This window comes from Micromonospora rhizosphaerae, assembly GCF_900091465.1.
GTDB classification, from domain to species: Bacteria; Actinomycetota; Actinomycetes; order Mycobacteriales; family Micromonosporaceae; genus Micromonospora; species Micromonospora rhizosphaerae.
In genome coordinates this window covers 4,980,765-4,993,418 of sequence record NZ_FMHV01000002.1, presented here as the reverse complement: position 1 = coordinate 4,993,418, position 12,654 = coordinate 4,980,765, and the positions used below count along the sequence as shown (strand labels likewise).

Genomic DNA, 12,654 nt, shown 5'->3' with positions numbered 1-12,654 from the left:
CCTCACCCGCACGGGCGGACCGGGTCTCTCCGGCGCGTCCGAGCGGGTGGTCGGAGAAAGGTGGACCCGCCATGACAGTGGGACCGGTGACAGCACCCGCCGAGACGCAGGCCGTGGAGGAGGCGTCCGTTGCCGGGACGGCGATCGAAGGCCGGTCGCTGGGCCGGATCGCGTGGACCCGGCTCAAGCGGGACCGGGTCGCGATGGCCGGCGGCGTCACGGTGCTCCTGCTGATCCTCGTCGCGGTCCTCGCGCCGCTGATCAACAAGGCGTTCGGCCATCCGGTGAACGAGTACCATCAGGACAAGATCGACCCCAACCTCGGGGGCATCCCGCCGGTGGGCACCTGGGGTGGGATCAGCCGGGAGTTCCTGCTCGGCGTGCAGCCGGTCACCGGCCGCGACCTGTTCAGCCAGATCATCTACGGCGCGCAGACATCCCTGCTGATCGCCTTCACGGCGACCCTGCTCGCGGTGGCCATCGGCATCGTGGTGGGGGTCAGCGCGGGGTTCTTCGGCGGCTGGCTCGACTCGCTGTTCAGCCGGTTCATGGACCTGGTCCTGGCCTTTCCGCTGATCCTGTTCGCGATCGCGCTGATCTCGGTGCTGCCGCCGACCAAGGGCTTCCGGATCGCGGTCATGATCATCATCATCGGCGGTTTCAGCTGGCCCTACATCGGACGGATCGTCCGGGGCCAGACGCTGTCGCTGCGGGAACGTGAGTTCGTCGAGTCGGCCCGCAGCATCGGGTCCAGCAACTTCCGGATCATCTTCAAGGAGCTGCTGCCCAACCTGGCCGCCCCGATCCTGGTCTACTCCACGCTGATCATCCCGACCAACATCCTGTTCGAGGCCGCGCTCTCCTTCCTCGGTGTCGGCGTTCCACCGCCGACGCCGTCCTGGGGCCGGCTGCTCTCGGACGCCGTGCAGTTCTACGAGTACGACCCGATGTACATGTTCGTGCCCGGCATGGCGATCTTCCTCACCGTGCTGGCGTTCAACCTGTTCGGCGACGGGTTGCGGGACGCTCTCGACCCGAGGGCCAACCGCTGAACGCACTTTGGACCGACATCCCGCTGTGCCGCCGCACGTGCGCATCTCACCGTCCGGTCAGCCCCCGGACGACCCGCCACAAGGAGGAAGCAGTGAACCTGAGAAAAGGTGTGGTGATCGGCACCACCCTCACCCTCGCCATGGGTCTGATGGCCTGTGGCACAAGTGAGTCCAAGGACGAGGAGAAGGGCTCGACGGTGTCGGCCGAGTTCAACGCCGGCACCAAGGGCATCGTGAACGCCTCGGACAAGAAGGGCGGGACGCTGCGCTTCGGCTACAGCTCCGACCCGGACTCGCTGGACCCGACGCGGATCTACTACGCCTCGGGCCAGAACTTCATGCGGTCGTTCTACAACCGCACCCTGCTCACCCCGGACTCGAAGCCAGGTGAGGACGGCCTCAAGCTGCAGCCCGACCTGGCCGAGGCGATGCCGGAGATCAGCGCGGACAAGCTGACCTACACCTTCAAGCTCAAGAACGGGCTGAAGTTCGAGGACGGCGCCCCGGTCACCTCCAAGGACGTCAAGTACGCCATCGAGCGCACCTTCGCCCAGGACGTGCTCTCCGGCGGCCCGACCTACCTGATCGACCAGCTCGACCAGGGCCAGAACTACCCCGGCCCGTACAAGGACACCGATCCGGAGAAGCTCGGCCTGAAGTCGGTCCAGACGCCGGACGACAAGACCATCGTCTTCAAGCTGGCCAAGCCGTTCCCGGACTTCCTCTACCTGCTGCCGATGGCGCCAGGCGCGGTGCCGCGGGCCAAGGACACCGGCGCCAAGTACACCGAGCACCCGGTCTCCACCGGCCCGTACATGTTCGAGACGGTGGACCCGGGCAAGAAGATCACGATGGTGCGGAACCCGAACTGGGATCCGGCCACCGACCCGATCCGCAAGGCGCTGCCGGACCGGGTCGAGATGACCCTGCAGATGCAGCCGGACGAGCTGGACAAGCAGCTGTTGGACGGGACCCTCGACCTCGACTTCGGTCAGACCGGCGTGCAGCAGTCCGGCCAGGCCAAGATCCTGCTGGACAAGAACCTGAAGAAGAACGCGGACGAGCCGGTGACCGGCTTCATCCGGTACTTCACCATCAGCACCAAGGTCCCGCCGTTCGACAACATCCACTGCCGTAAGGCCGTGCAGTACGCGGCGGACAAGGTCGCGCTGCAGACCGCCCGCGGCGGCGCCGACGCCGGTGGTGACATCGCCACCAACATGCTGCCGCCGAACATCGCCGGCCACGACCCGAAGCTCGACCCGTTCGGCACCAAGCAGGGCAAGCCGCAGGTTGACAAGGCGAAGGAAGAGCTCGTGGCGTGCGGCAAGCCGAACGGCTTCGAGACCAAGATCGCCGTCCGGAACCGGGGCAAGGAGCCGAAGACGGCCGAGGCGCTGCAGCAGGCCCTCGCCCAGGTCGGCATCAAGGCCACCATCGACCAGTCGGACGCCTCGCTGTACTTCCGCTCGACCATCGGCTCGCCGGACAACGTGCACAAGAAGGGCTACGGCATCATGACCGCCGGCTGGGGCGCCGACTTCCCGACCGGCACCGGCTTCCTGCAGGTCCTGGTGGACGGCCGGCTGATCCAGGCCAGCGGCAACAACAACTACGCGGAACTGAACGACCCGGAGATCAACGGCATGATCGACCAGGCCACCGCCGAGACGGACCCGAAGAAGGCCGCGGACCTGTGGGGCCAGATCAACGCGAAGGTGATGGACACCGCCACCCAGCTGCCGTTCGTGTACGACAAGGCGCTCAACTACCGCAACCCGCGGCTGACGAACGTCTACGTCTACTCGTACTTCGGCGAGTGGGACTTCGGATCGCTCGGCGTCAGCGACGGCAAGTGATCTGACCCGACAATCCTGCGAGTAGCGGAAGGCAGGTGAAGGTCGCTGCGCCGGCCGGCGTCGCGGACATCCCGTGGCGCCGGCCGGCGGTCGGCCGATGACGTGACCCACTACATCCTGCGCCGGGTACTGACGTCCGTCGTGCTCATGATCATCATTTCGATGATCACCTTCGGCGTCTTCTTCATGGTGCCCAAGCTCGCCGGCACCAACCCGGCCGAGCTCTACGTCGGCAAGCAGGCCACCCCGGCCGACGTCGCGGCGACCGCCCGCAAGCTCGGGCTGGACCAGCCCGTGACCGTGCAGTACGCGCGGTTCGTCAAGGGCCTGGTGGCGGGGCGGGACTTCGACGACGGCCCCAACAAGACCCACTGCGCCGCACCCTGCTTCGGCTACTCGTTCCGCAACGACCGTCCGGTGTGGCCCCTGCTGCTCGACCGGCTGCCGGTGACCATCTCGCTGGCCGTCGGCGCGGCGGTCATCTGGCTGATCGGCGGGGTGCTCGCCGGTGTCATCTCGGCGCTGCGCCGGGGCGGCGCGCTCGATCGAACGGTGATGGTGCTGGCGCTGGCCGGCGTCTCGCTGCCGATCTACTTCACCGGACTGCTCGCCCAGCTCGTCTTCGTCCACCAGCTGCACTGGTTGCCCGGCGGCGAGTACGTCAACCTCTGGGACGACCCGGCCGGGTGGGCGGGCAAGCTCTTCCTCGGCTGGGTGACGCTCGCGCTGCTCTACGCCGCCACCTACGCCCGGCTGACCCGGGCGCAGATGCTGGAGACGGTCAGCGAGGACTACGTCCGCACCGCGCGCGCCAAGGGGCTGCGCGAGCGGACGGTGATCGGCAAGCACGTGATGCGCTCCGTCCTCACCCCGATCGTCACCATCTTCGGCCTGGACATCGGTTCCCTGCTCGGCGGCGCGATCCTCACCGAGTCGGTGTTCGGTCTGCCCGGTATCGGGCGGCTCTCGATCGACGCGGTGAACACCAAGGACCTGCCGGTGGTCCTCGGGGTCACGTTGTTCGGTGCGCTCTTCATCGTGCTGGCCAACTTCGTCGTCGACCTTCTCTACGCCGTGATCGATCCCCGGGTACGGCTGGCATGAAAGGGGCGGACATGTCCTCGACGATCACCGCGACGGACTCGACCGAGGGCCCACGGCTCGGCCCGCTGCCATCGGCCTTCCTGGACGTACGGGATCTGCGCATCCATTTCCCCACCGACGACGGCCTGGTCAGGGCCGTGGACGGGATCTCGTTCACCCTCGAGCGGGGCCGCACCCTCGGCATCGTCGGGGAGTCCGGCTCCGGCAAGAGCGTGACCAGCCTCGGCATCCTGGGGCTGCACCACCGCGGACGCGCCCGGGTCAGCGGTGAGGTGTGGCTCGACGGTGAGGAGCTGATCTCCGCGCCGGCCGAGCGGGTCCGCCAGCTGCGCGGCCAGCGGATGGCCATGATCTTCCAGGATCCGCTGACCGCCATGCACCCCTACTTCACGGTGGGGGCGCAGATCATCGAGGCGTACCGGGTGCACCACAAGGTGGCGAAGTCCGTCGCCCGCAAGCGCGCGATCGACCTGCTGGGCCGGGTCGGCATCCCGCAGCCGGCCCGGCGGGTGGACGACTACCCGCACCAGTTCTCCGGGGGCATGCGCCAGCGGGCGATGATCGCGATGGCGCTGGTCAACAACCCGGAGCTGCTCATCGCCGACGAGCCGACGACGGCGCTGGACGTGACCGTGCAGGCCCAGATCCTGGACCTGATCCGCGACCTGCAGGAGGAGTTCGGCTCGGCCGTCATCATGATCACCCACGACCTCGGGGTGGTCGCGGAGCTGGCCGACGACATCCTGGTGATGTACGGCGGCAAGTGCGTCGAGGAGGGCACCGCGCAGACCATCTTCCGCCGACCCGAGCATCCGTACGCCTGGGGTCTGCTCGGCTCGATGCCCCGGGTCGACCGGTCGGTGCGCGACCGGCTCATCCCGATCAAGGGCAGCCCGCCCAGCCTGATCAACCTGCCCGGCGGATGCGCGTTCCACCCGCGCTGTCCGTACCAGGGGCGCAACGGCATTCCCTGCCGCACCGAGGTCCCCACCCTGGCGGAGGGGAGCGATCACGGCGTGGCGTGCCACATCCCGCCGTCGGATCGTCGGCGGATCTTCGCCGAGGACATCGCCCCGGCGCTCTGACCGGGCACGCGTACGAAGGAGCACCTGTGCCGACGATTAGCCAGACCGAGCGCACGCCCAGCCGCCCGGCGACCGACGACCTGCTCCAGGTGAGCGGGCTGGAGAAGCACTTCCCGATCACCCATGGGGCGGTGATCCGGCGCGCCGTGGGCGCGGTACGGGCCGTGGACGGCATCGACTTCACCGTCCGGTCGGGCGAGACGCTGGGTCTGGTCGGCGAGTCGGGATGCGGCAAATCGACCACCGGGCGCCTGATCAGCCGGCTGCTGGAGCCGACCGGCGGAAAGATCGTCTTCGAGGGCCGGGACATCACCCACCTCTCCACGCGGGAGATGCGACCGCTGCGCCGCGAGGTGCAGATGATCTTTCAGGACCCGTACTCGTCGCTCAACCCCCGGCACACCGTCGGCGCCATCGTCGGCGCGCCCTTCCGGGTGCAGCACATCCCCACCCCGCAGGGCACCAAGCGGGCCGTGCAGGAACTGCTGGAACTGGTCGGGCTCAACCCCGAGCACTACAACCGGTACCCGCACGAGTTCTCCGGCGGGCAGCGACAGCGCATCGGCATCGCCCGCGCGCTCGCCCTGCGGCCGAAGCTGATCGTGGCCGACGAGCCGGTCTCCGCACTGGATGTCTCCATCCAGGCGCAGGTGGTCAACCTCCTCGACGACCTGCAGCGGGAACTGAACCTGACGTACGTCCTCATCGCCCACGACCTGTCGGTGGTCCGGCACATCTCCGACCGCGTGGCGGTGATGTACCTTGGCAAGATCGTCGAAGTCGGACCCCGGGACGCCCTGTACGCCGCGCCGCTGCACCCGTACACCCTCGCCCTGCTCTCGGCGGTCCCGGTGCCGGACCCGGACCGGCGCGACCGCGCCCAGCGGGAACGGATCCTGCTGACCGGCGACGTGCCGAGCCCGATCGACCCGCCGTCGGGGTGCCGGTTCCGGACCCGCTGCTGGAAGGCGCAGGAGCTCTGCGCGCGGGAGGTGCCGCCGCTGCGCGAGCTGGCGGCCGGCCAGCTGGTCGCGTGCCACTTCCCGGTCGAGGAGGTCGAGCGCACCCCGCAGGGGCGGGTCAGTGCGCAGCGGGCGGCGGCGGAGGTCCCGCCGGTGACCACCGGCCCCGCCTGAGGCGACGACCGAGCGGTTGCCATCGGGTCGTCAGGGGGCAAGCACCCGTCGCGCCGTCCCGCCACGGCGGAGAAGGACCCAGCCTCCTAGGACGCGTTACAGAGCGTGACGCACGCGGATCGGGTAAAGCAGAAGGTCCGCGCCGCGGGGGGAGCGGCGCGGACCCGGGGGGAGGGCGGTCTACTTGGACGGCTCCGGGATCTTGCAGTCCACCTTGGGGTTGGCGCCGACGTAGTTCAGCGGCCCGGCCACGATGGTGACCAGGATGGTGCCCGCCTCGGCGCAGTTGGCGTCCTTGTCGCTGTAGTAGCCGCGCTGGCCGGCCGCGATCGCGCCGATGATCAGCCAGATGACGACGAGGACTCCGAGTATCGAGGTGCCGCGCATGGTTGCCTCCAGGGGTGGATACGAGGTGAAGAGGCTTGTACCCAATCGCGACGAACCGCTAACGGTGCTCGCGATCGGTCATAGCGCGCGCACCGGGCCGTTGCTGGGACACCCGGCTCAGTGCGGCGGGGACGGTTCCTCGGGCGGGCGGCCCCGGCTGCGCCGGTAGTCGGCGGCCGCCACGCCGGCCAGCACCAGCATTGCCCCGGTCGCGGCGAGCAGGGGCGGCAGGAAGAGTACGGCGGGAGCGATGGTGAGCAGCGCCAGCAGCCCGCCGGGGCGGGACAGCGAGACCCTGCTGAACACCTCGTACTCGAAGGCGGACCGACCCACCAGGAACAGCGCCGGCCCACCCAGGATGAGCGCGGCCCAGGCCGGCGGGGTCCGCCCGGAGGGTTCGTGCAGCACCAGCTCGAAGCCGGCGGCGCTGGTCACCACACCGGCCACCATCAGCAGGTGGGTGTACGGCGCGGTGAAAAGGAACCGGCTCGGCTGCTTCGCGCTGGAGATGGCGTGCGGCAGCAGCTGACCGGACTTGTGCACGTAGATCCGCCAGAGCAGCAGCGTGCTGATGAAGGCGACCGAGAAGGCGGCGATGTTTCCCAACTCGGAGTGGCTGCTGCGGCTGTAAATCATCCCGGTCACCAGGATGGCGTCGCCCAGCGCGATGATGAAGAACTGCTGGTAGCGCTCGGAGAGGTGTTCGGCGGTGATGTTGCGCTGGGTTTCGGGCACCACGCCGAGGCCCGGGACCGGATAGGCCAGCCGGAAGCCGACGTAGTCGATGGCCAGCGCCAGCGCCCACCATGCCTCCCGGGCCGCCCCGTGTACGACGCCGCCCACCAGCCACGGCACGGCGGAGATCCCGAACCAGGTGAAGATCCGGGCCGCCCGGCGCTGGGTCTGCCGGTCGTGCCGGACCGTCGGCATGAGGAAGATGCCGCGACCGAGATGGATCGCGACGTACGTGCCGGCGAAGACCAGCCCCCGGCTGGCGAAGGCCTCCGGGATGGCGGTGGTCATCAGCAGCGCCCCGAACATCACAATGGCGATCAGCAGCCTGATCTCCGTGCGCCGCGGGTCGTACATGTCGGTGACCAGGGTGGTGATGGCCCAGGTCCACCAGATCGCCATCAGGATGAGCAGGGACTGCAGGGCGCGTTCCCAGCTGAGGTCGGTGACCAGCCCGCGGGAGATGAGAGCGAGCGCCACCACGTAGACCAGGTCGAAGAAGAGCTCCAGCAGGGTCGCCCGGCGGGACGACTCCGGGTCGCGCACCGGGGGCTGACGTTGTTCTTCGGGCTGCTCCGGCGTGGCGGATGGCACGAGCTGCTCCTGCGGTGGCGGGATTGGCGCGGCGGGCCGGCCGGCCCTCACCGACCGTAGCGACGTCCGGCCGATCTCGTGTCCGATCTATTACTTCGGCTGGCGGCGGTTATCGACCTACGGCCGCCGAAGGAGGGCGCAGCGGGACCGGGCCGGTGGCGACGACGGATCGTCACCACCGGCCCGGACGATGCTCAGGCGTCCGCGCCGGCTCCCACCGCCGCCGGCAGCGCCTTGTCAGCCTCGGCGGTGGCGCCGACCAGCACCTTCGCCTGCTGCGACCAGGTGGCCAGGCTCGGGGCGGCGCGCAGGCCGGCGGCCCGGATGGTGTCCCGCAGGGCCGCCTCGTCCAGCTCCGCGAGCTGGCGGTAGGTCCGGATGCCGGCGGCCTGAAGGGCGGTGGCCATCTTCGGCCCGATGCCCTGGATCCGCCGGAAGTCGTCCGCGGCCTCCCCGGCGGGCTCGGACGCGGTGGCGGCCGTCCCGTTGGCGGCGGCGGTCCCGGTCGCGGCGACGGCGGTGCCGTCCGGGGTCGAGGCGGTCTCCGGGGCGTCGCTCGCCGGCGGGCTGACGTCCGCCACGGCCGCCAGAGGAGCCGGGACGGTGGTCGTGGTCTCCGTCGAGGTCTCCGCGGCGGCCGGTTCCTGGTCGGCGACCACGCTGGTCGGGCCGTCCGTCGGCTCGTCGGCCTCCGTCGCCTGAACCTCGGCGTGCGCGGGCTCGACCTCGGCGGGCTCGCTGGTGGTGGCCGCCGCGGAGTCCGCGTCGGCCGGCTTGGCGTCGGCCTCGGCCGGGGTGGTGTCGGCGGTACCGTTCGCCTCGAGGCGCGCCGGCTCGGTGTCGGTCGACGCGGTGGCGTCGTCCACGACGGCCTCCGGCCGCTCCTGGTCGACGGTGGCCGTCTCCGATACGCCCAGCTCAGCGACCCCCGCGACGGGGTCACCCTCCACGATGGGCGCTGCCGGGCTTGCGGCGGCGCGGCGGTCGCGCAGCACCCACCCGCCGACGAGGCCCACCAGCAGGGCCAGGATCACGATCAGCCATTGCCCGAAAGTCGACGGCACGGCTACCTCCCTCGTATGTACGTGACCAGAGTCGCAATAAACTCGGGGCAGCTTTGCACACGTCCGTCGTCGAGGACAGGGAGGTCGGCGGCTTCCGCCATAGGTGGGACGCGTCGCGCCAGCGGGTGGTGGGGGGATGACCGTGCGTGTGGCGCCGGTCCGCATTCGCGGGGCCGTGTCCGCCGGATGCGGTGAGTGCATTACCGACGGTCAGGTGTCGTACTCACCGCTGTCCCAGGGCTCGGTGAACGCCATGTAGTTGCCCGGGTGCAGCTCCACCCACCACGACTCACCGTCCTCCTCGGGCGGCCGGGGGATGAGGCCGAAGGTGGTGCCGGACCGCTGCACCTCGAAGGGCGCGACTTCGATGCGGCCGAAGGTGACCGGCCCCAGTTGCGCGAGCCGCGCCTCGTACGTCCGACGGCGGGCCTCCCGGTCCATGAGGTGCCTCGGTCCGAAGGCGTCGATCGTCGCCTCCAGCAGGTGCCCGGCACTGTCGAAGAGAAAGCGCGCGACGAATTCGTCGCCCTCGCCGGCCTCGGGGTCGGCGGGTACGAACGGCGTGGTGAGGAAGAACTGCCGTCCGTCGGCGGTGTGGCCGACGTGTTCGGCGTAATAATCGTCATGGTCGATCGCGATGAGCGTGGGCCGTCCGCTGGTCACGCCCGGGACGGTAGCGGACCGGAACAACGCCATGGGCGAGCCCGGGGTAGCCGATTTTCCGTCCGCTGCCCGGTGTCGGGACAAGAATTTCCTGGTCACCGGCGGAAATGGTGGTCGGGAAGGGGCGGGCAGCCGTCATGCAGGTAGCGGTGTGTGGACCGGCGGACGCCAGGCAGGCCGAGCTGGCGGACGCCCGCCGGGTGGGGGAGCTGCTGGCCGAGCGCGGGGCCACCGTCCTCTGCGGAGGCGGCGGCGGGGTGATGGCCGCGGTCGCCGCCGGCGCACGCTCCCGCGACGGCCTGGTGATCGGGGTACGCCCCGACGACGGCCACGACCCCGGTCCCGCCGACCTCTCCGCGTCCGTGGTGACCAACATGGGTCAGGCCCGCAACGCGATCCTGGTGTGGAGCGCCGACGCGGTGATCGCCGTCGGCGGCTCCTGGGGGACGCTCAGCGAGGTGGCTCTGGCCATGCGGCGGGGCGGCATCCCGGTGGTGGTGCTCCGCGGCTGGCGGATCCACGACGCGACCGACGTCCCGGTGGCCGGCCTGCGGCACGTGGACACCCCGGAGGCCGCCGTACGCGCGGCTCTCAACCCGGCGGTGCAGTCGTGACCGTCGGGCGGGTGTGTGGCGCTGGGATCAGAACGGCGCGGCCCGGCCGCAGAGCCGAAAGTCTGTCGGCCGGGTGCGCCGGGTGGCTCAGTACACGGTGACGCCGTACACGCTCGCGGCTTCGGTGACGGGCTGGTAGAACGTCGTGCCACCGGAGCGACAGTCGCCACTGCCGCCGGAGGTGATGCCGAGCGCCTTGGTGCCGTCGTAGAGCGGGCCGCCGGAGTCGCCGGGTTCGGCGCACACATTGGTCTGGATCATGCCGCGTACGGTGCCGCCGCCCTGGTAGCGGACCGTGACGTTGAGCGCGGTGACGGTTCCGCTGTGGGTGCCGGTGGTCGACCCGGTCCGCTTGACCGACTCGCCGACGAAGGCGTTGGCAGCGGTGAAGCCGCCGGGGTGGCTCAGCGACGCGTTGTCGTAGCGGACCAGCGCGTAGTCGTTGCCCGGGAAGCTGTAGCCCATGGTCGGGCCGATGAGCGTGGTGTGGCTGGAGTTGGTGTACCAGGTCTTGGCGACCTTCCCACAGTGGCCGGCGGTGAGGAAGTAGTAGGTGCCGCCGCTGACGACGTTGAAGCCGAGGGAGCAGCGGTAGCCACCGCCGTAGATGGCGTCACCGGCGGAGACGAGCGGACGGAAGACGCCGTGCGCCCGTTCGACCCGGAGGGCGCCGGCCTTGCCGGCGGCACGTTGCGTGAGAGTCGCGATCTCGGCGCGGGAGACGGTGCCGTCGGCGGTGACCACGACGCGGTCGGCTGCCGCGTCGACGTGCCAGGCGATGCCCTCGACGCCCGACTGCTGCACCGCGTCGCTGACGTCGGAGAGCTGGTCGGCGCTGTAGCCCTGGGGGGAGGCCGCCGCCGCGGAGGGCAGGGTGAATGCGCTGGCGGCGATCAGTCCGACAGTTGCGGCTAGGAGTTGGGCTCGGCGGGAAGTGCGTCTGATCCTCACTGTCGCCTCCTCGGGAGTGCCGGGACCGGGGATCGGGTCCCGTGCGGTGTCGTCAGGAGACGCATCGCCGGGGGCAGGTGATGTCGTGCTCCTGAGGACGCTGCACCGAGTGTCGGCCTTCGTCAATGCGACGGGCAAGCGGCACCGGCGTGGCGACCAGGACGAATGGTGCCGCCGTGACCGGACGCTCGGTCACCGAATGGTCCGGCGGTCAGGCGAGCAGCGAGCGCAGATTCAGCGGACGGTCCGCGGTCAGGTCCGCGGGTTCGCTCGGGTCGTACTGGTGGCCCCAGCCGGCGGCCACGGCCAGGGCGCCGATGCGTCGCGCCGCCCGGAGGTCGAGCGGCGAGTCACGTACGCGGCCCGGGTGGGCTCGACGCCCAGCAGCCGGCACGCCAGCTCGACACCGTCCGGGTCGGGCTTGGGACGCGCGACCTCGTCCCCGCCGACGATGACCTGGAAGTGTCGGAGGAGGCCGCCCCGATCGAGCAGAATCTCGGCCGCCCGGTGGCTGGCGCCGGCGAAGAGACCGATCGCCGTGTCCGCGGCGACCTCGGCGAGCAGGTGCCGCGCATGCCGTGGCTCAAGCCGTCGCGCCGGTGTCCGCTCGGAACTGGGCCGCGAGGCGCTTCGGCGCCCGGGCGTACCAGGCCTCGGTCACCAGCTCGGTCAGCTCCTCCACACCGATCCGGTCCAGCCGGACCAGCACCGCCGGGTACCCGTCGAAGTGCGGGGTGGTGAAGTAGACGTCGGGGTCGTCGGCGATCAGCGCCTCCTTGGCGCCCACGTCGGGCACCCGCGCGCCGAGGATCGGGCCGTCCGGCGCGGCATCGCCGAGGGCGTCCAGGTCGGCGCGGCGCAGCGGCCGTTCCCAGGCGAAGGGCTTGTCCCGGACCCGCCAGGCGGGCAGTCCGTCATGGGAGCCGCCCTCGGTGGTCTCGGGCAGGGCGAGCGCGATCCGTCGTACGTCGTCCCAGTTGGCCATGGCCTGACGATACGGGTACCGGCGCAGTAGCCGGACGGTTGGCCGCGCCGGGAGATGTACGAGGGTGACCTGTTTGACCAGGGTGACGAACACGGCGACCGGGGCCAGCACGCTCGTGGACGCGGGCGGCAGCGCGATGGTCGAGTACGGCACGGACGGCTCGATGACGTGGTACGTGACCGGGCCCGTGTTGTTCGGCTTCGGCGAGAACGCCGGAACCCTGCCGCGCGGCCTGTCGAACATCGACGGGCAGTTCGTCGTCGAGTTCTCCCCGACGTTCTACAAGACCCTCACGATGGTGAACGGCACGGCCTACAACGTCTGCACGGACCTCGACTGATCGAGGGCCGCGGCGGCCCCGCGCCGGCTGCGGCGGTGGCCGGGCCCATCCGTCGATGGGCCCGGCCAGCGGCGGCGCCGGCCCGACC

14 protein-coding genes and 1 pseudogene are annotated in these 12,654 nt (G+C 70.4%); 7 read left to right on the top strand and 8 right to left on the bottom strand.

The window, feature by feature from the left end; all coding sequences use genetic code 11:
- The first annotated feature begins 71 nt into the window (after window positions 1-71).
- The 5 genes from GA0070624_RS23505 to GA0070624_RS23485 all read left to right on the top strand — a co-directional run bounded on the left by GA0070624_RS23505 (window position 72) and on the right by GA0070624_RS23485 (window position 6,236).
- Window positions 72-1,052, top strand: a complete 981-nt coding sequence (locus tag GA0070624_RS23505; RefSeq protein ID WP_091344666.1) for an ABC transporter permease — start codon at window positions 72-74, stop codon at window positions 1,050-1,052.
- A 92-nt stretch (window positions 1,053-1,144) separates the two neighbouring features.
- Window positions 1,145-2,911: an ABC transporter substrate-binding protein gene (locus GA0070624_RS23500; RefSeq protein WP_245718944.1), complete on the top strand. Its 1,767-nt coding sequence runs from the start codon at window positions 1,145-1,147 to the stop codon at window positions 2,909-2,911.
- 102 nt (window positions 2,912-3,013) lie between these two features.
- Window positions 3,014-4,015, top strand: a complete 1,002-nt coding sequence (locus tag GA0070624_RS23495; protein WP_176731835.1) for an ABC transporter permease — start codon at window positions 3,014-3,016, stop codon at window positions 4,013-4,015.
- Window positions 4,016-4,026: 11 nt separating this feature from the next.
- Window positions 4,027-5,100, top strand: coding sequence for an ABC transporter ATP-binding protein (locus GA0070624_RS23490; RefSeq protein ID WP_176731834.1), 1,074 nt, complete (start codon window positions 4,027-4,029; stop codon window positions 5,098-5,100).
- A 35-nt stretch (window positions 5,101-5,135) separates the two neighbouring features.
- Window positions 5,136-6,236 (top strand): ABC transporter ATP-binding protein, encoded by a 1,101-nt coding sequence (locus GA0070624_RS23485; RefSeq protein WP_176732044.1) that lies wholly within the window; start codon window positions 5,136-5,138, stop codon window positions 6,234-6,236.
- A gap of 180 nt (window positions 6,237-6,416) precedes the next feature.
- On the opposite strand, the gene GA0070624_RS23480 is transcribed toward GA0070624_RS23485, so the two are convergent.
- The 4 genes from GA0070624_RS23480 to GA0070624_RS23465 form a co-directional block, all read right to left on the bottom strand.
- Window positions 6,417-6,623, bottom strand: coding sequence for a hypothetical protein (locus tag GA0070624_RS23480; protein ID WP_091344659.1), 207 nt, complete (start codon window positions 6,621-6,623; stop codon window positions 6,417-6,419).
- A 117-nt stretch (window positions 6,624-6,740) separates the two neighbouring features.
- On the bottom strand, window positions 6,741-7,949 hold the full coding sequence (locus GA0070624_RS23475) for a low temperature requirement protein A (RefSeq protein WP_091344657.1): 1,209 nt from the start codon (window positions 7,947-7,949) through the stop codon (window positions 6,741-6,743).
- A gap of 194 nt (window positions 7,950-8,143) precedes the next feature.
- Window positions 8,144-9,013: a helix-hairpin-helix domain-containing protein gene (locus GA0070624_RS23470; RefSeq protein WP_091344654.1), complete on the bottom strand. Its 870-nt coding sequence runs from the start codon at window positions 9,011-9,013 to the stop codon at window positions 8,144-8,146.
- 210 nt (window positions 9,014-9,223) lie between these two features.
- Window positions 9,224-9,676: a hypothetical protein gene (locus GA0070624_RS23465; protein WP_218105266.1), complete on the bottom strand. Its 453-nt coding sequence runs from the start codon at window positions 9,674-9,676 to the stop codon at window positions 9,224-9,226.
- A 137-nt stretch (window positions 9,677-9,813) separates the two neighbouring features.
- On the opposite strand from GA0070624_RS23465, the gene GA0070624_RS23460 reads away from it, so the two are divergent.
- Window positions 9,814-10,290, top strand: a complete 477-nt coding sequence (locus tag GA0070624_RS23460; RefSeq protein ID WP_141715142.1) for an SLOG cluster 4 domain-containing protein — start codon at window positions 9,814-9,816, stop codon at window positions 10,288-10,290.
- A gap of 87 nt (window positions 10,291-10,377) precedes the next feature.
- On the opposite strand, the gene GA0070624_RS23455 is transcribed toward GA0070624_RS23460, so the two are convergent.
- From GA0070624_RS23455 to GA0070624_RS23445, 4 genes and pseudogenes are all read right to left on the bottom strand, one after another.
- Complete coding sequence (locus GA0070624_RS23455) at window positions 10,378-11,241, bottom strand: S1 family peptidase (protein WP_091344649.1); 864 nt, start codon at window positions 11,239-11,241, stop codon at window positions 10,378-10,380.
- A gap of 211 nt (window positions 11,242-11,452) precedes the next feature.
- Window positions 11,453-11,635 carry an HAD family hydrolase gene (locus tag GA0070624_RS35975; RefSeq protein WP_245718943.1) on the bottom strand — a complete coding sequence of 61 codons (183 nt, stop codon included), beginning with the start codon at window positions 11,633-11,635 and terminating at the stop codon, window positions 11,453-11,455.
- Between the two features lie 17 nt (window positions 11,636-11,652).
- Window positions 11,653-11,775, bottom strand: a pseudogene (locus GA0070624_RS35970) (HAD family hydrolase); the annotation flags it as partial.
- A 49-nt stretch (window positions 11,776-11,824) separates the two neighbouring features.
- A complete protein-coding gene (locus GA0070624_RS23445; RefSeq protein ID WP_091349616.1) occupies window positions 11,825-12,226 on the bottom strand; it encodes an MmcQ/YjbR family DNA-binding protein in 402 nt (133 codons plus the stop codon).
- Between the two features lie 73 nt (window positions 12,227-12,299).
- Here GA0070624_RS23445 and GA0070624_RS23440 point away from each other — a divergent pair, with 73 nt between their 5' ends.
- Complete coding sequence (locus GA0070624_RS23440) at window positions 12,300-12,566, top strand: hypothetical protein (protein WP_141715141.1); 267 nt, start codon at window positions 12,300-12,302, stop codon at window positions 12,564-12,566.
- Window positions 12,567-12,654 lie beyond the last annotated feature (88 nt).

Bases quoted from the DNA above. Each gene is read 5' to 3' on its own strand.
- GA0070624_RS23505 (WP_091344666.1), top strand. From the start codon at position 72: ATGACAGTGGGACCGGTGACAGCACCCGCCGAGACGCAGGCCGTGGAG.
- GA0070624_RS23490 (WP_176731834.1), top strand. From the start codon at position 4,027: ATGTCCTCGACGATCACCGCGACGGACTCGACCGAGGGCCCACGGCTC.
- GA0070624_RS23480 (WP_091344659.1), bottom strand. From the start codon at position 6,623: ATGCGCGGCACCTCGATACTCGGAGTCCTCGTCGTCATCTGGCTGATC.
- GA0070624_RS23460 (WP_141715142.1), top strand. From the start codon at position 9,814: ATGCAGGTAGCGGTGTGTGGACCGGCGGACGCCAGGCAGGCCGAGCTG.
- GA0070624_RS23445 (WP_091349616.1), bottom strand. From the start codon at position 12,226: ATGGCCAACTGGGACGACGTACGACGGATCGCGCTCGCCCTGCCCGAG.